Genomic DNA, 17,362 nt, shown 5'->3' on the forward strand with positions numbered 1-17,362 from the left:
TCTCCTAAATATCCAGTTCCTGCACGTTAAGCGCATTTCGTTCAATAAACTCACGACGTGGCTCTACTTTGTCACCCATAAGCTTTTCAAAGGTCTCGCTTGCTTCCTCTGCATCATCAATGGTCACCTGCAAGAAAATACGGTTTTCCGGGTTCATTGTGGTTTCCCAAAGCTGGTCAGGGTTCATTTCACCAAGACCTTTGTAGCGCTGTACATTCAATCCCTTGCGAGCCTCCTGCATAACGGTATCAACCAGCTCAAGAACATCTTCAACTTTCGTCTCAGCATCTTTACGACGCAGGTTGAAGCTTAAACCGCCACACATATTACGCAGATCATCAAAAGCAATGTACGGAATTTTATACATCTTAGAGTTAAAGAACTCTGAGCCTACACGCGTACGGTGTCCGTTTAAGTCTTCGAATACGATGAAGGTACGGGAATCAATTTCGTCTTCTTCCCTTTCAATCTCAACAGAATACCCACGCTCTTCCAGCAGTGCACCGAGACCGTTCAACTTCTCTTCCTCAAAGTTTTGAGGGAAGAGACGCTTATCATGGTCGAGAAGGGTACGGAAAAGCTCTTCATTCATGCCTACATTTTCCACTTCACGTATTTTTCCTTTAATGGAACGTACAGTGGTCAACAGTCCTTTCAAATCATCACCAGCGAACTCAACGCCGTTCTCACCCACGATAATGAGTTCCTTGGCAACTCGTTCAAGCAGGAATGTTGTAAGCTCGTCATCATCTTTAATGAATCGCTCAAAACGTGAGGAATGAGCACGATACAGTGGTGGCTGCGCAATATAGAGGTGACCACGACTGATAAGTTCCGGATACTGACGGAAGAAGAATGTGAGCAGCAACGTACGAATGTGCGCTCCGTCCACGTCCGCGTCTGTCATAATAACAATCTTATGATAGCGGAGCTTATCGTAATCAGTGTCTTCTTCACCGATACCGGCACCCATTGCCGTAATCATAGCTTTAATTTCTTTATTCGCGAGCATCTTATCGAAACGTGTTTTTTCAACGTTCAAGATCTTACCGCGAAGAGGCAGGATTGCCTGCGTATTAGGGTTACGCCCCTGTTTAGCAGAACCACCCGCAGAGTCACCTTCCACGATGTAGAGTTCGGACTCTTCCGGATTTTTGGATTGGCAGTCAGCAAGCTTACCCGGCAGAGAATTGTCCCCAAGAGCCCCCTTACGACGAACAAGGTCTTTAGCTTTACGCGCAGCATCACGTGCACGAGCAGCATCAACAGCTTTTTCAATAATTGTGCGTGCGTCTTTCGGGTTTTCTTCAAAATAGGTCATCAGCTGTTCATACACCAAACCGGACACAATACCGGCAACTTCACTGTTACCAAGTTTGGTCTTAGTTTGACCTTCGAACTGAGGCTGAGGAATTTTTGCACTGATAACACCAGTAAGACCTTCACGGACATCGTCACCGGAAAGCTTTACTTTGTACTTACGTGGCAGATCAGCTGCCTGAATGTATGCATTGATTGCACGTGTAAGTGCTGTTTTAAAGCCCTGAAGGTGAGTACCACCCTCTTTTGTACGAATATTGTTACAGAAGGTCAGCAAGTTCTCTTTGTAGCTTGCGTTGTACTGTAACGCATATTCTACAAAGATATTTTCATGCTGACCGGCACCGGTACCGCCACCATAAATAATAGCGTGCATACCGCCTTCACCGGTGTTCATATCTTTAACAAACTGCTTAATGCCACCTTCAGCTTTAAAGGTGATGGAATCACCGGAGCGTTCATCAATAAATTCGATTTCGAGACCAGAGTTCAAATATGCAAGTTCTTCGAAACGCTTTTTCAAAGTTTCGAACACAAACTGGTTCGTCTCAAAAATCTCTTCATCAGGACGGAAGCGAACAGTAGTACCGCGACGTCTAGAACCACCTACTTCTTCAACTTTGGTTACCGGAACACCACGCTCATAGCGCTGCTTATAGCGGGTACCTTCTCTGTCGATGGTAACTTCGAGATATTCAGACAATGCATTTACACAGGAAACACCAACACCGTGCAGACCACCGGACACCTTATAGGTATCGCTATCGAACTTACCGCCTGCGTGCAGAACAGTCATAACAACTTCTACAGCAGGACGTTTTTCTTTCGGGTGAATATCTACCGGAATACCACGGCCGTTATCCTGAACAGTTACACTGTTATCAAGATGGATCTTTACTGAAATCTTGTCACAAAATCCTGCCATGGCCTCGTCGATAGAGTTGTCCACAACTTCATAAACGAGATGGTGCAAACCGCGAACGTCCGTGCTGCCGATATACATGGCCGGACGTTTACGAACTGCGGAAAGGCCTTCAAGGATCTGAATACTATCCGCAGTATACTGACTCTTACTGGTCATTAAACTTCTTCCTCGCTGTAGTAAGTCTCTTCTACAATCTTCATTGGCATAATAATCACTGTATATTCAGGATCATCATTGCCGCGTAAACCACAAGGACCTTCTGTTCCGGTAAGGATAAAAGACAACTTTTCAGACTGGTAGTGATTGAGAATTTCGATCAGATTACGAGTCGGGAACGCAATTTTTTCGATATCGCCAGAGAACTCTGCATCAACATATTCTTTTGCGATACCTACTTCCTGTCCCTGAGATGCAAGCTCTACTTCACTGCCGTTAAAGGTGAAGTAAGTGCAACGATTGTTGTCTGTGTTGAAAATGAGGAGACGATCAAGCGCATCAATCATAAGCTTACGATCAACGGTAAGCTTGGTCACATCTTCAGAATTAAGACGGGACAAGAATGAATTGTAGTCTGGGTACTGATAGTAAGACAGAGGGATAGTGAAGACCTCACGTTTATCACCTGTACGGAAGAAGAGACGTTTATTATCAATGTTCAGCTCGATTTCATCACCACCGAGCCACTTCTTAAGTTCGTTGAGATATTTCTTTTGAAGAAGAATGCCGTCTTCAGGAAGCAGTGCATGCAATTCATCATTAAGGAAACGCTGCATGGAGAACTGATGTCCGTTAAGACCACATGCCTCGATGTACTGATCTTCCATTGGTTTGATGGAAAGACAAGCAATCGCTTCCATAGTGTCTTCATCAGAAATACAAAAAGAAATTTTATCGATAACTTCCTGAAGGAAGTCACCAGACCAGTAAACAGAGTTTGCTTCAGGGAAATCAGAGAAGTTCTGGAACCAAGTTACTTCATTAACAGGAAGTTTGTAGCGTTTTCTGCCCTGTTCGATAAGAAGGTTCTTACCGTCTTCTTCAAGACGGAGTGTGATTTCGCCTGCAGGCATTTTTTTTACCAGATCAACAAATGCTCTGCCTTGAACACCAGCCAACCCTTCTTCGGTTACTTCTGCTGTGTAGTTACCGCTGAATTCAATATTAGAGTCAGTAGAAAGAATCTGTAGCGTGTTGCCTTCAGCTTTAAGCCAGATGGAACGTAAGTAGGCTGCTCCTGTCTTTGCAGGAATGATATTCGCAGCTTTCAGGAGACCGTCAATGACGTCTTCTTTAAATACTTTTAAATACATATGATCTCCTTGTAGTTATTGTAGGGGCTGTTACTATGTTATTAACTTTGGTAACTGTTTGATTTTTCATACTTATATTGTGTCACTAAAAATAACCCGTTAGTAACCGGGTGCGCGTAACTAAAGGCGTGTTTTTTACTTTGTCGCAGTTAGACACTTTTCCTTCAGCTCGTTTATTAAAAGTTTCGTATCTTTGTTCTTAACTATAAATTTCTTAATTTTATTAACCGCATAGATAACGGTAGAATGGTCTTTTCCGCCAAACATTCTACCAAGAGCCGGATACGATGAACCAAGAAGTGTACGGGTCAGATACATGGCAACCTGTCTGGCGAGTACGATCTTCTGGTGTCGTTTTTCACTTAATAAATCTTTTGCCTGCAGCATGTAGTGTTCAGCTACCACCCTGATAATAATGTCAGAGGTAAGCGGATTAGACTTTGTGTTGTCCGTGTGTTCGATAATCTGATTAAATTCATATTCAGAGACTTCTGTGTTCATCAGGTCCTTAAATGCTGCAAGCTTGAGCAGTACACCCTGTAACAATCTGAAGTCATCAAAACGCTGACATAGCAGGATAATCTGGTCATTGGTCAGCTTTATCTGATTATCTTTCAGGTGGCTTGTGGCATACTTGATCCTGATGTCCATATCCTGAGGCTTTAATTGAGCCAGCAGTCCCCACTCCAGACGGGAGCGTAAGGTGGGCAGCAGAAAGTCATGCGCAGTCAATCCATCCGTACAACAGAATACCATCTGCTTATTGTTGTCATGGAATGCATCAAAGAGCGCGATAAGCTCTTCCTGTAGAATTGGAAAATCTTCCAGTCGCTGTAAGTCATCCAATAAAAAGAAATTCTTCTGAACAATTTTTTTGCGCATCTCAAATCGGGCGCCGGGGCTGCCGTCCTGATATAGCGCCGCAAGATCTTCAATGTTCCCTAAGAACACTGACTCCTCTCCGCGCTGTTCAATGATTGAGTGTGCAATAGCTCGCAATAGATGGGTTTTTCCGCTTCCAGAAGGGCCGGCAATAACGAGCGGATTATACTTCGGGGAAATCTCCGCCTTGGCCACTTCTTTTGCGCTTGCAACAGGGAATACATTTTTAGCGTTGTGTAAAAATGTATCGAACGTAAACTGATTATTGCTCACCGCGCGGCTGACGATAGGTGTTGGTTTTTCCTGCGTATCAGCAGGTCGTGCAGCATGTGTTTTTTCAGTTACAGCGGGGGCAGGTTCCGTAATTGGTGTGTCGTATAAGACAACCACTTCCGGACTGATGTATTCCCGCACTGCCTGTTCCAGAGCAGCTTTTCCATGTGTAGTGAACCATGAGCCGAAAAAAGCGTGAGGAAAAGCAACAGATACGCTTTTTTCAACATCACCATAGCGTATCGTGAGGGGGTCGAACCAGTTGCGAAGCTCCTTTTCAGGATACCGCTGTTCGAGAAAAGATCTCAGCCCGTTTTTCAGCAAAATAAATCTACTACTTTCGGTTGGTTATTAGCAAAAGTTGTTACCTAATTTCTCGTGCCTGAAATCAGGCGACGCAACCTTAGTTATATATCAAAAAACAAAGGGTAAGCCAAGCAATCGCCGTTCTGCGCCTGTTTTTTTCGACAAAATGAGTCTAAAGCTATCTTCCCCCTTTTTAAGGCATTCTAAGGGCGTTCTGTGCGAAATCGAAGGTTCGGCTAAAAAAAATCATAAAAATAATTCTTACGATGATTGTTTGTAGTTGTTTTGAACTTTTTTGTTTTCGGCAGGCAGGTACCTCTAGCTAGGAATTTTTTCTGGAAAGATATCGTGAAAGGACTTTTTTGAAGGTGTTAGGAACAAGTTATGTACAAACATAAATGTTCGTAAGATGTTGTTTGATTTCTTTGAAAAAAAAATGGGATAAAAAAGTTACGAACATTTTCCACTGATATGAGTTAGGAACATGTTGTAGATAACGTATCTGCGGTAGCCAATTGAAATATGATGCAGTACAAATGCGGGATATTAAAAATTTGAATAGTAGAATGCCGCAAACGAATGTGAATGGTTGCCCCCTGTAGAAGAGATCTAAGTAAAAAAATTTCAGAGGGGATTCGTTCAAGGCTGAGAAAGGATTTTCATGGGAAGTAAGGTTGAGTTTGTTAGGGTAACCCCAGAAGAAGCTGGTCAGAAGTTATTACAGTTTTTACAGCGCCGTGTGGATAAAGATGTTCCTAAGAGCGCAATTATGCGTTGGATCAGGACAGGACAGGTGCGCGTGAATAAAGGACGCGTGAAGCCTTTTGTGCGTTTAAAGCAGGATGATATGGTGCGTATCCCACCATATACTATCGATGAGTTGAGAGCTTCTGAGCAGAAAAAAGAAAAACTGGATTCAGCGAAAGAGCACGTTGAGCTTATTATTGTTGGTGAAGCTGATGGCTTGCTTGTGTTGTATAAGCCTGCGGGGTTGCCGGTTCAACCGGGGACAGGGCATGCGGACGCTGTGACCACTCGTTTGAAGGCAAAATATGCTGATGCACCATTTTGCCCTACTCCTGCTCATCGGTTGGATAAAAATACATCTGGCCTACTGTTGGTTGCGACCAGCTATACTCGTTTGCAAGAACTTCATGAACTTTTTCGTAATGAGCATGCGCTGGGTAAACATTATCTTGCCTGGGTTGAAGGCCGCTGGAAATATCCCGACACAGTCGAGCTCCATGATCAATTGAGTAAACAGACTCAAGAAGACGGAAAAGAGCGTATGGAGACTGGTGGAGGGAAAGAGTCTCTTTGCACTGTCACCCCGCTGCTCGTAACAAATAGAAAATCTTTGCTGCACATTTCATTACAGACAGGTCGTACGCATCAGATTCGAGTGCAACTTTCTAGCAGAAACCATCCTATTATCGGTGATACTAAATATAACGGCTTGCCGAATACACAAGGAATGCTGCTCCATGCATGGCGGATTGTTTTACCTGATGAATCCTTCATCTGTATGCCTAGATGGACCCCCCCTTTTGATGTTGGAGCTGAACTTGTTAGTAATATCTAATTGTTAGATTGTATTTTTTTATTGAAATAAATTTTTCGCTGTCCTCACTATTTACGTACTCCCGAGGTGGTGGCGTAAAAGCTGTGAGAGAAAAATAAAAAACCTACTGAACTCGCGAGTAAAAGTCTTTGGAGATTCTTAAGAACCTTTCTATTGAGAAAGGTTCTTAGACCGCCGGAGGCTTGTCGAAGACCCACCGGAGTCTGACCACCTATGAAACCGACATTTTCTTTCATCCACGCAGCAGATTTGCATCTGGACGCAGCCTTTAAAGGTGTTGCTAATGTATCACCAAGGCTTGCGGGTGTACTGCAATCCTCTACTTTTGAGGCGTTGGAACGTTTGACGCAACTTGCGTGTAGCGAACGTCCATTGTTCGTCGTTCTTGTTGGCGATATCTACAATCAGGAAGACCAGAGCTTGAAGGCACGCTTTGCATTGTTAGATGCGTGTAAGAGGATGCGCGACGTGGGGGTGCGAGTCTTTATTGTTCACGGAAACCATGACCCACTACAGGAGACTGAAAGATCATTTAGTTTTCCTGAAAACGTGCATGTGTTTGGGACTGATGGTGTTGAACAGGTGCGAATAGAAGATGCGGAAGGGGAGCTTGTTACTGTCGTACATGGCGTAAGCCATGGCAAACATAATGAGCGTAGAAAGCTTGCCAGACTGTATAGCCGTACTGAGGACGAGGTGGTTCAGGTGGCGGTGTTACATTGCACTGTGGATTCGGTTGCAGCTTCTGAGCAATATGCTCCGGCGAGCGTGGCTGATTTTGCCAAGTCAGGCATTGAATACTGGGCGCTTGGTCATATCCATGAACAGCAGGTTGTGAGCCGTGAGCCGTTTGTTGCGTATTCAGGCAATATTCAAGGCTTGCATATTAACGAACAGGGTGAACGTGGTTGTTTAATGGTCACTGTTGCAGATGGTCAGATTTCAACAGAACACTACACGCTTGGCGTAATTCAGTGGAAGATTGAGAAAGTAGATATTTCTGCCGTAGAAAAACTCGATATGTTGGAAGAAGTGGTTGAATCCCGTCTTGAAGACCTTGTGCAGCAACTCCCAGAGAACTGTAAGGGAGTGATTGTACGCCTTGTGCTCGAAGGCCGCAGTGTACTCGACGGTGAGTTGAGGAAGAACGGTGCGGTGAAGGAATTTGCGGATCGTATTCGTGAGGGACAAATGGAGAATAATCCGTTTGTTTGGCTTAAAGATATAGAACTTGCCTGTAAACCGGATGTAGATATTGAAGCTATGCGAAGCCGTCCAGACCTGCTTGGTGAGGCTCTGACGGTTGCAGAGCAGCTGACAAGTGAAGACGGTGCTGGAGAGCTTCGTGAAGCTGTGAGTGAACTATTCAGTTCTCCAACCAGTAAGCGGCATCTGACAATTCTTTCTGATGAAGAGCTGACGCAACTGGCGACAGAAGCACAATACGTATGCCTTGATTTACTGGAGGCAGAATAATGCGGATAACTGACCTTCATATCAATGGTTTTGGTGTTTTTGCAGAACAGGAAGTTTCTGGCTTTTCTTCCGGCGTGAATGTTTTTCTTGGTAACAATGAAGCAGGAAAATCCACGTGTCTGTCATTTTTACGGTACATGCTGTTTGGATTGCCAAGAAGAGTGAAAGGTATTTCCCATCATGAGCCGCTTCGGGGTGGAAACCACGCAGGTGTATTAGGGCTGGATACACAAAAGTTTGGCGCATTGCGTCTGGAGCGTTCTTTCAAACCTAAACGCGTTGTAATTTCTGGTGCGGATGGTTTTCAGATGGACGAAACTGCTTTGCAGGCGCTGCTCGGTAATGTGTCGTTTGATCTCTACAAGAATGTGTATGGTTTTTCGCTGACAGAGTTGCAAAATAAAGATGCATTAACCGGTGATGCTGTTCGTAATGCCCTGTACGGTACTGTGCATGGTGGCGGGGCTTCCTACACTGATGTGATGAAGCATCTTTCTGCAAAGCGCGAGGCATTGTATAAAAAAAGAGGTAGCGTACAACCGCTAAACAAGCATCTTAAAGAGCTTGAGCAACTTCGCAAAGATATGAATGCGAGTGAAGACAGTGTTGCTGCGTACTTGGCGGTTTCTGAGCAGATTAAAGAGCTGGAAGAAGAACTTGCTGAACGAAATAGTACGTTGCGGGAGCTTGGAATAGAAGCTGGAACCGTAAATGCGGATATTCGTTTGTGGGGTATTTTTACAGAATATAAAGAAAAGAAAGCTGCGCTGGATGCTGTTCAGCCGCTTATTGTTTTTCCTCAGGATGGATTGCTGCGTTTTGAGAACAATAGCAGTATGGCTCAAGAAAAACGTGAAGAGCTTTTGAAGCGTAAAGGCAGCATTGAGGCAACAAAACGTGAAATTGCAGAAAAAGAAGAAGTTATCAATTCAGAACTGATAGCTCAACAGGATATTGTTCGTGCATTAAGTGAAGAAAAAGCTGTGATGAACGCTAAAAAGAGCGAGCTTGAACAGTTTGAAATAGAGCATAAAACTCTTCAGCGTGATCTTTCTGAGACTTTTGAGCAGCTCGGTGTTGATTGGAATGCAGAGCGTGTTGCAGCCTTTGACTTATCAGAGAATACACGTCGTGATATTGCACAGCTTGAGGAGCAGGTAGATGCGGCAAAACAGGCCGTAACGCTTGCACAGAGTGAATCTGCACGTCTTTCAGGAGTGCTTGAAGATGCCAGCCGTAACCTTGAACAGCGCCGTTATGAATTTGAGCTGAATGCTGGTGTGATTCGATTTGCTTCTTTGAAGAATGATTTGGATTCTACCACGGTCGATTTGCAGCACGAGAAAGAGGTATTGCGAACCGTGCGTTCTCGTTTGCCAATGGTGCTAGCAGCGGAACATACTTCAACCGGCTTCACGCTTATTGTGCCGTCAATATTAGGTCTTGTTGGAGCAGGTATATCTGTCCTGCCATTTTTTGCTCCAGTTCCCCAGTATACTATGCATTGTGGCATCGCAGTGATTGCGTTAGCTGTCTTAGTTCTTCTTCTGAGTTCATCGCGACAAAAAAAAGCTATAAAAGCGCAGCAACAGGATATGTTGGACTTGATGGGGAATGTACCATTGTTGTTTCCTCAACCGTCTGTAACAGAGGCGTGTTTGCGTAAGGCTGAGGATTTGTATGATGACATGCAGCGTGATGTTGTTGCGTATGAAGCATTGCAGGACAAGGTGCAACTTGCTCAAAAGCAATTTGATATAGCAAAGGAACAGGTTGAAAAAGGATGCAGTGCTGAGCAGAATGCAGACGATATTCTAACAACAGTCAATACAAAGGTTGAACAATGGCTGGAAGATCGTGGATTATCCTCTTCTCTGCGTGTTCAGCATATTCCGGAAACCTTGCAGCTTATTAAGGACGCCAAATCTAAGATTAGTCAGCTTTCCGACCTGGAGGCGCGTAAGACCTCTGTTTACAACATGCTTGATGCCTATGCAAAACAGCAGGATATTCTATGTAAAACAACTGGGGTTGAGCCGGAGTATTCGTTTGATCGTACTATTAAGCGTGATGTGACGCAGGATAAGTTGCTTCGCATCTTAACAGAATCCCAAGCTGCGCAAGTTGCAGTTTTATCTCTTTCAGAATCTCTACAAAAAGAGATAGAGGCTGCTAAAGTACTTCGTGGTTCTTTAGCAGGTTTGGAAGAAGAAATTCACGCACTGTTTACTGCTGCAAGTGTAATTGATGAAGAGTCTTTTAGAACAAATCACGCGGTATATACCCGACAGCAGGAGTTACTTTCTGCTTTTAATGCGTTGAAAGCGTCTCTGACAGCTGCAAGTGAAGACGGTGACATAGAACAGCTTTCAGTACGTATTGGTCAGCAGAGTGAGCAGGAGTTGGCTGTTAAGGCCTCTGAATTAGCAACAACAATTCAACAGAAAGAACAAGAGCAGGAAGAGCTTCGCCAAAAATTAATTCAAGCCAAGGTTGAGCAGGAAAAATTAACTTCAGCAGAAGACCAGGCGCGTTTACGGACGCAAAGCGAAGCGCATAAAGAGGAAGCGAACGGACTAGCAAAAGAGTGGGCACGGTATTGTATTGCAGAGCATCTTTTATCCCGTGCCCGTGAGCGGTTTGAGCGCGAACAGCAGCCGGAAGTTATAAAACAGGCAGGTATTTTCTTTAATACCATCACAAGAGGTGCTTACAGCGGAGTCTTTAAGCCGCTTGGTGAAGATACTATTTATGCGTTGGCAGAAGATGGTACACGTCGTGAACCGGAAGAGTTAAGTCGCGGTACTGTTGAGCAGCTTTATTTATCGTTGCGTTTGGGACACATTCTGAGTCATTCAGGTCAAAATGAACCTTTACCTGTCATCATGGATGATATCATGGTGAACTTCGATCCAACTAGAGCCGCAAATACTGCAGAAGCTATTGCAGAGTTGGCAGCGCATAATCAGGTATTTCTTTTTACCTGCCATCCGCAGACAGTAGATCTTATGCAAAAGCATGCTGAAGATGTTGGCGTATATACCGTTACAAACGGGGTGCTGGATCCGGTTGCTATGTAAGGAATAATTTTTAGATAGCTACAAGCTTAGTGCGACTCTCTCGAAGACAAAAGAAAAAAGAAAAGCCTCCGATCAATGATCGGAGGCTTTATTATTGTCAGTCAATACCAGACTACTAGTGTCCGCCACTTCCAAGGATACCGGAAGCTGCGAGAGTGAGAACTGCAATTTCTGCAATTACGATAGAAAGGTAGATGAAGTCGCCGCATCGGAAGTACGGCATAATCAGTGTTCCGTAGCAGATGATAGTCATAACTGCGAGTAGGACGAGACCGATGAAGTTAATGAAATCGCCGGTTCCAATAAGGGCGAGCCATCCCCAACCTGTAGGGCTGTTGGTTGCTTTAAGGTACTCGCTAACACCAAGGTGCCAGTTCTGCGTTACTACTTCGATTGGCACATGTGGAGTAAGGATTCCAAGTGCATAAATAGCATAGGTAACGAGCATGATAAGGATACCTAGATAGGCACCGCGTTCCAGAATTACTGCATAGCGCATTTGTTCTGGTGGAGTTACGCATACGTTTTGTTTAGTCATAACTTGCCTCCATTAACCCAGAATACCAAGTCCAAGACCTTTATCAAGTGCCTTGAAGCCAGCAAAGAAGAGAACGCCGATAACCATGTAACGGATGAAAGATGCTTTAGCTACAGCAAGCAGGCGAACGCCCACAAGAGAACCGAGCATCAGGCCGATAATGGAAGGAATAGCGATCAGTGGAATAACAGCACCCTGGTTCATGTACACCCATGCAGCAGAGGTATCTGTGATGGAGAGCAGGAACTTGGATGTTGCTACAGAAACTTTCAGTGGAGCACCCATGAGCAGGTTGAGAACAGGAATGTTAGCCCAGCCAGCGCCGAGACCAAACATGCCTGCCATAATACCGATTACGACAAATAGCAGAAGTCCGGCGAAAGTGCGGTGAGTTTTCCATTCGAATTCTTTACCGGTTGCCTGATCCTGATAAATACCTTGGATACCGAGTGCATGACTGATTGCGTCCTGCTTGGTAACAACAGGGTATTCAGAGTTTTTGGAACAGAGCAGTAGAATGGAGATACCCATAATGGTAGCACCAAGTGCAGTCTGAACATAGCGTGGATCGAGCTTAGAAAGGTATAAACCAAGCATAGCACCGACTACCGCACAAGCAGATGCGATAAGTGCCATAGGCAATGCAAGGCGAAGACTTGCAAGGTTACGCTTCAGCAGACCCGGGCCTGCTGCAAGAGCACCTGCAAGTGCAACCATAAGGCCTGCACCACGCACAAAGTCAATGTGGAACGGGAAGAAGCCGGAAACCAGTGGGACGTATAATACACCACCACCAACGCCGGCGAGAACCGCGATCACACCAAGGATGAAACAGAAAACCAAAAGTATAAGTGGCCAAAACCACCAAGCATGAGCATCACCACCAGCGGCAGCACCGGTAGCAGCTGCTTCAGTAGCAAATGCCCCTATAGGGGATGCAAATACTACTGCGCTAACCCAGAGGGAAAGCATCGTGAATAGTCTAGTAACGTTTTTCAGCATTTTTTCCTCGCATAACTTACGTTGACCTCTAATCAAATGTTGTTCCGTACTTTTGGGGTAAAAGAATGTGAAAAATATGTCAATCACCCTGAGTGAAGAAAAGAATCGAAATAACCCACTGATATTCAAGTTTATTAAAATTAATACATATGCTTCTAATAGGCTGCACATTTGGAAAAAGTTGAAAAAAACAGTAGGGTAGACACTTTTTTCACGTGCTTTCAACAAGCATAATACTTCGGATTTATGATGAAATATTATTTTTCGTGCAATATTGTGTTTTTTTGCACAAGGGGTGTTGTTTCGAAAATCAAACTTTTTTATGCAAGTGCTGTTTTTTCTAATTTTTTAGAAAAGTCAATAAAAGAAAGGAGATTTGTGATTAGAGATAAAAATTACATGCAATAAAAAAAGAGCAGGCAGTTTTCACTGCCTGCTCATAGTCTGCTGGTAATGTACGGGGCATATTTCTTGGAAAGCGCCCTGTACGATAAGGGGATGTCGCTATAAGAGGTTATGCAATTCGCTTGTTAGCGAATGCGAGCATTTTCTCAGCTTCTTTAAATTCAGGATCAAGTTTAAGTGCCATCATTGCTGACTTTGCACATTTATCCCATTTTTCCCAGTCAAGATAGACTCGACCAAGGTTAAAGAATAGGTGAGGGTCTTTTCCGGCAACTTTGACGGCTTTAGCAAAATATTTTTCTGCCACGTCGAATTTGCCCATCTTCCGGAGTGCCATACCGATGCTGTTGTAGTAGCGGATGTTTTCCGGAGAAAGTTCAATTGCCTCTGCAAGTTGCGCAAATGCTTCGCTGTATAATCCTGCGCGAATATAGCGTTCTGCGATGTCACTTTTGAGTTCTGCATCTTCTGAAAATCTGGTGAGCAAGGCATTGAATACAGAGATTGCGTTTTCATGCTGCTCTGTATCAAGGAACGATTGCCCCTTTTCTAGTTCTGCCTGTTTTTGCCTTTCCAGCGCCTCAAGCATCTGTTGAGCTTCGTTAGCTACGTTTTTTTGAAGTTCCTTAAGCAGCTCTTTCAGTGTTTCAATAAGCTGGCGCTCTTCGCCTTCTTTGAACACAAAAGCAATAGGGTAAACTTCTTGAAGCTTTGGTGATGCAGCCAAGTACATTGTACTGTCCTCAAGCAGACGCAAAAATTCCTGCTTCTCAGTTTTCATTAACGGATGCTTTAAATATGCAATTAAACCGTCATGAAGAGCCTGAGCGGCCATCTGAATTTTTTCTTGCTTTAATACGTACGTACGTTGCTCAGCTGGTTACGAGCTTTAGTCAGTTCAGCAGACATCCAAACCCCTTTTTGGAAGCGTGATGAAACTACTTGTCGAGACTGTCTTTAACCATGTCACTGAATCGTTTGAAGAAGTAGTGACTGTCGTTAGGTCCCGGACAAGCTTCCGGATGGTGCTGCACAGAAATTACTTTTTTAATTTTATGCGCAATGCCTTCAACAGTGTTGTCGTTGAGGTTGATGTGCGTAATTTCTACATCATCACTATCCAGCTCAACACAGAAGCCATGGTTCTGTGAAGAAATTTCAATTCGTCCAGTTGTCAAATCCTTAACAGGATGGTTACAGCCGTGATGCCCAAATTTAAGTTTGGATGTAGTACCACCCAATGCGTGACCAAGCAGCTGATGGCCGAGGCAGATACCGCCAACAGGCATCATTTCGCAAAGCTTAGTAATTTCGGCAATCTCATCTTTAAGAGTAGCAGGGTCGCCAGGACCGTTGGATAAAAATACTGCATCAGCACCAGTCAATGCAACCTGCTCTGCTGTAAATGACGGAGGAACAACTAGTAAGTCAAGTCCCTGTTCATGCAATAGGCGTAAGATGTTCCATTTTATGCCGAAGTCGTACACAACAACTTTAGGACCTTTGCCGTTCCAGTTGTAAACACCGTCTACAAGACGAACATTCTGTGGTCGAACACCGTCCCATCGGTATACTTCAGTTGGTGCAACTTCTTTTACAAGATTGAGTCCTTCCATAGATGGAAGAGCTTTTGCTTTTTCTACAAGCTTTTCTACATCAAGTTCTTCTGTAGAAATAATGGCTCGCATTGCGCCGTTCTTGCGAATGTGGCTGGTAAGTGCTCTTGTATCAATTCCTTCAATACCAAGCACACTGTTACGTTTAAGGTAGTCCGGCAAGGAAGCTACCGAACGCCAGTTAGAAGGAACTTTACAGCATTCTTTAACGATAAGTGCTGCAGCGTGAACTCCGCCTGACTCGATATCCTCTTCAGTTACGCCGTAGTTACCAATAAGCGGGTATGTCATACATACCATCTGTCCAGCGTAGGAAGGGTCTGTCAAAATTTCCTGATATCCGGTCATACCAGTGTTGAAGATGACCTCACCGCCAGTTTCACCAGGTCCGGTGAATGAGCGACCCTCAAGTACAAAGCCGTCTTCAAGTGCCAAAATGGCTTTCATCAGGCGTTCTCCCGTAAAAGTTTTAAAATTACGTCTATATCTTCAGGACGATCCACACCGTGTGTCTTATGCTCGGTGCATACCACTCTGATTGGAACATTATTCTCTAAAAGGCGCAGCTGCTCAAGCTTTTCTATTCGCTCTAAGCTGGACTGCTCCCACTCTGTAAACTGCTTTAAAACTCCAAAACGGAATGCATATAAGCCGATATGCCCAAGATACCCGTTAGTTGCTTTACCATCTCTTGCAAACGGTACCAGCGCACGTGAGAAGTACAGCGCATCACCGTTAACAGCCTGAACAATTTTTACTTTGTCAGGGCTGGCTGCTTCTTCAGAAGAAATGTGGTGGGCAAGTGTCGATACCTGCACATTGCTGTCTGTAAGAAACGGGGTAACTAACTCGGTGAGCATAATTGGATTAAGTGCAGGTTCGTCGCCCTGGATGTTCACAATAACAGCGTCTTCACCGGCACCGAGCAGACAAGCTGCTTCATAAACCCTGTCTGTCCCGCTAGGATGATCTTTTCGGGTCATTACGTATTCGACGTTAAGTTCGCGCGCCATGCTTGCGATACGTTCGTCGTCGGTTGCCAGCACAACTTTATCGAATTCCGGACAAGAGCAGGCACGCTGATATACATGCCAGAACATCGGCTTGCCTTCGATAAGCGCAAGCGGCTTGCCTGGAAAACGTGAGGAGTCGTACCGTGCGGGTATGATACCAAAGCAGGTAGCTGTTAGAGCCATATGCACACCTATTTCCCTGTGATCAGGGATTTTCATAGATTGGACACAGAAAAACCCCACGCTATGGGGCATTGTTTAAACCGTCAGAGAGTATGCTAGTTTTTGGAAAAAGAAAAGAAGAAAAATGTGTTTTTACTATCATACTGAATTTCTATGATTCTTACGTGAATGTTGTACGAAATTGCGTTGCTTGGTGGCGGGGCTTCTGTCTCCAGTAGCATTCTGATATATGATCGCTATGAAACGTTGTATTATGCATCTTGATATGGACGCTTTTTTTGCTTCTGTAGAGCAACTGGATCATCCAGAATGGAGGGGGAAACCTGTCATTGTGGGCGGTTCTAGTGATCGCGGGGTTGTGTGTGCAGCGTCGTATGAAGCTCGTAAGTTCGGGGTGCACTCTGCCATGCCTATTGTTCAGGCTCGTAAGCTGTGTCCGCACGCTATTTATACAGGCAACTCCCGTGGACGATATGTCGAACTATCTCGAAACGTGATGTCCGTTCTCAATTCATATTCTCCGGTTGTGGAACAAGCCTCAATTGACGAGGCATATATTGATGCCACAGGAAACGGTCATCTTTTTCGGTCTCCAGTGCAAATGGCGCAAAGTATGAAGCAGGAAATCTTTGATACAGTGGGGCTTACCTGCTCTATCGGCATTGCGCCTGTAAAATTTCTTGCTAAGATTGCTTCGGATTACAATAAGCCTAACGGGCTGTATGCAATTTACGAAAAGGATGTTGCTTCTTTTCTACATGATCTTCCTGTGCGCAAAATCCCTGGTGTCGGGAAAAAGTTTATTGTTAAACTTGAAGAGCTCGGCGTGAGCACTTGTGGACAGGTGTTGGATTATTCGAAAGAATTCTGGGAGCGTCGGTTCGGTAAAAGCGGCATAGCCCTTTGGGAGCGTTCCAACGGTATTGATAATCGTGTTGTAGAGACGTTTGTAGAAGCAAAGTCTGAAAGTGCTGAAAACACCTTGCATCAGGACACCCTTGATAAGGGGCTGTTGAAAAAGTGGCTTATGCGTCACGCAGAGCGTGTTGGACAGAATCAGCGAAAGTACGGGCTGAAAGGAAGAACCATTACGCTAAAGCTCAAGTACAACGATTTTCAGTCATTGACTCGCAGTAAGACGTTGCCAGATCCTACCAATACGACAGATGTTATTTATCAGGTCGCAGTTGATCTTCTGGATGCAATTGAGCTTGTGAAGCCTGTTCGTCTCATTGGAGTTGGAATTTCCAATTACAACACAACCGGTGTCGAACAGTTGAATATGCTTGATCATATGAAGCATGAATGCACTGGAGTTGTACGCGCTACGCAAAAACAGCAAAAGCTTGATGAAGCGTTGGATGCTGTGCGTAACAAGTTTGGAAAAAAAGCTATTTTTCGTGGCAGGTTATTTGGATTTGATGAAGAATAGGGCCGTGTCCTTTATGGTT

At 44.4% G+C, this 17,362-nt stretch carries 12 protein-coding genes; 4 read left to right on the plus strand and 8 right to left on the minus strand.

Annotated elements, in window-relative coordinates:
* Nucleotides 1–4 precede the first annotated feature (4 nt).
* The 3 genes from gyrB to BUR09_RS04705 all read right to left on the minus strand — a co-directional run bounded on the left by gyrB (nt 5) and on the right by BUR09_RS04705 (nt 5,034).
* The gene (gene gyrB / locus BUR09_RS04695) at nt 5–2,401 is read right to left on the minus strand and encodes a DNA topoisomerase (ATP-hydrolyzing) subunit B (RefSeq protein WP_074215811.1); all 2,397 of its coding nucleotides are present in this window, start codon (nt 2,399–2,401) and stop codon (nt 5–7) included.
* On the minus strand, nt 2,401–3,555 hold the full coding sequence (gene dnaN / locus BUR09_RS04700; RefSeq protein ID WP_074215812.1) for a DNA polymerase III subunit beta: 1,155 nt from the start codon (nt 3,553–3,555) through the stop codon (nt 2,401–2,403). The genes gyrB and dnaN overlap by 1 nt, the downstream gene beginning before the upstream one ends.
* Nucleotides 3,556–3,690: 135 nt before the next feature.
* Nucleotides 3,691–5,034 (minus strand): helix-turn-helix domain-containing protein, encoded by a 1,344-nt coding sequence (locus tag BUR09_RS04705; protein WP_074215813.1) that lies wholly within the window; start codon nt 5,032–5,034, stop codon nt 3,691–3,693.
* Nucleotides 5,035–5,677: 643 nt separating this feature from the next.
* Here BUR09_RS04705 and BUR09_RS04710 point away from each other — a divergent pair.
* From BUR09_RS04710 to BUR09_RS04720, 3 genes are all read left to right on the plus strand, one after another.
* Complete coding sequence (locus tag BUR09_RS04710) at nt 5,678–6,598, plus strand: RluA family pseudouridine synthase (protein ID WP_074215814.1); 921 nt, start codon at nt 5,678–5,680, stop codon at nt 6,596–6,598.
* Between the two features lie 213 nt (nt 6,599–6,811).
* Nucleotides 6,812–8,074, plus strand: coding sequence for a metallophosphoesterase family protein (locus BUR09_RS04715; protein ID WP_074215815.1), 1,263 nt, complete (start codon nt 6,812–6,814; stop codon nt 8,072–8,074).
* Nucleotides 8,074–11,154: an ATP-binding protein gene (locus BUR09_RS04720; protein WP_074215816.1), complete on the plus strand. Its 3,081-nt coding sequence runs from the start codon at nt 8,074–8,076 to the stop codon at nt 11,152–11,154. Before BUR09_RS04715 ends, BUR09_RS04720 begins: the two co-directional genes overlap by 1 nt.
* 115 nt (nt 11,155–11,269) lie before the next feature.
* On the opposite strand, the gene BUR09_RS04725 is transcribed toward BUR09_RS04720, so the two are convergent.
* From BUR09_RS04725 to kdsB, 5 genes are all read right to left on the minus strand, one after another.
* Nucleotides 11,270–11,692, minus strand: a complete 423-nt coding sequence (locus BUR09_RS04725) for a DUF1634 domain-containing protein (protein ID WP_074215817.1) — start codon at nt 11,690–11,692, stop codon at nt 11,270–11,272.
* Nucleotides 11,693–11,704: 12 nt separating this feature from the next.
* On the minus strand, nt 11,705–12,694 hold the full coding sequence (locus tag BUR09_RS04730) for a sulfite exporter TauE/SafE family protein (RefSeq protein ID WP_074215818.1): 990 nt from the start codon (nt 12,692–12,694) through the stop codon (nt 11,705–11,707).
* Between the two features lie 514 nt (nt 12,695–13,208).
* Nucleotides 13,209–13,880, minus strand: a complete 672-nt coding sequence (locus BUR09_RS04735) for a tetratricopeptide repeat protein (RefSeq protein WP_245796705.1) — start codon at nt 13,878–13,880, stop codon at nt 13,209–13,211.
* 157 nt (nt 13,881–14,037) lie between these two features.
* Entirely contained in the window at nt 14,038–15,162 is a 1,125-nt protein-coding gene (gene carA, locus BUR09_RS04740; RefSeq protein ID WP_074215819.1) for a glutamine-hydrolyzing carbamoyl-phosphate synthase small subunit, read from the minus strand.
* Nucleotides 15,162–15,911: a 3-deoxy-manno-octulosonate cytidylyltransferase gene (kdsB, locus tag BUR09_RS04745; RefSeq protein WP_074215820.1), complete on the minus strand. Its 750-nt coding sequence runs from the start codon at nt 15,909–15,911 to the stop codon at nt 15,162–15,164. Before kdsB ends, carA begins: the two co-directional genes overlap by 1 nt.
* A 229-nt stretch (nt 15,912–16,140) precedes the next feature.
* Here kdsB and BUR09_RS04750 point away from each other — a divergent pair, with 229 nt between their 5' ends.
* Nucleotides 16,141–17,343 (plus strand): DNA polymerase IV, encoded by a 1,203-nt coding sequence (locus BUR09_RS04750; RefSeq protein WP_322788043.1) that lies wholly within the window; start codon nt 16,141–16,143, stop codon nt 17,341–17,343.
* Nucleotides 17,344–17,362: the final 19 nt, after the last annotated feature.

Origin of the sequence: Halodesulfovibrio marinisediminis DSM 17456 (assembly GCF_900129975.1) — a bacterium.
In the GTDB taxonomy this organism is placed as follows: domain Bacteria; phylum Desulfobacterota; class Desulfovibrionia; order Desulfovibrionales; family Desulfovibrionaceae; genus Halodesulfovibrio; species Halodesulfovibrio marinisediminis.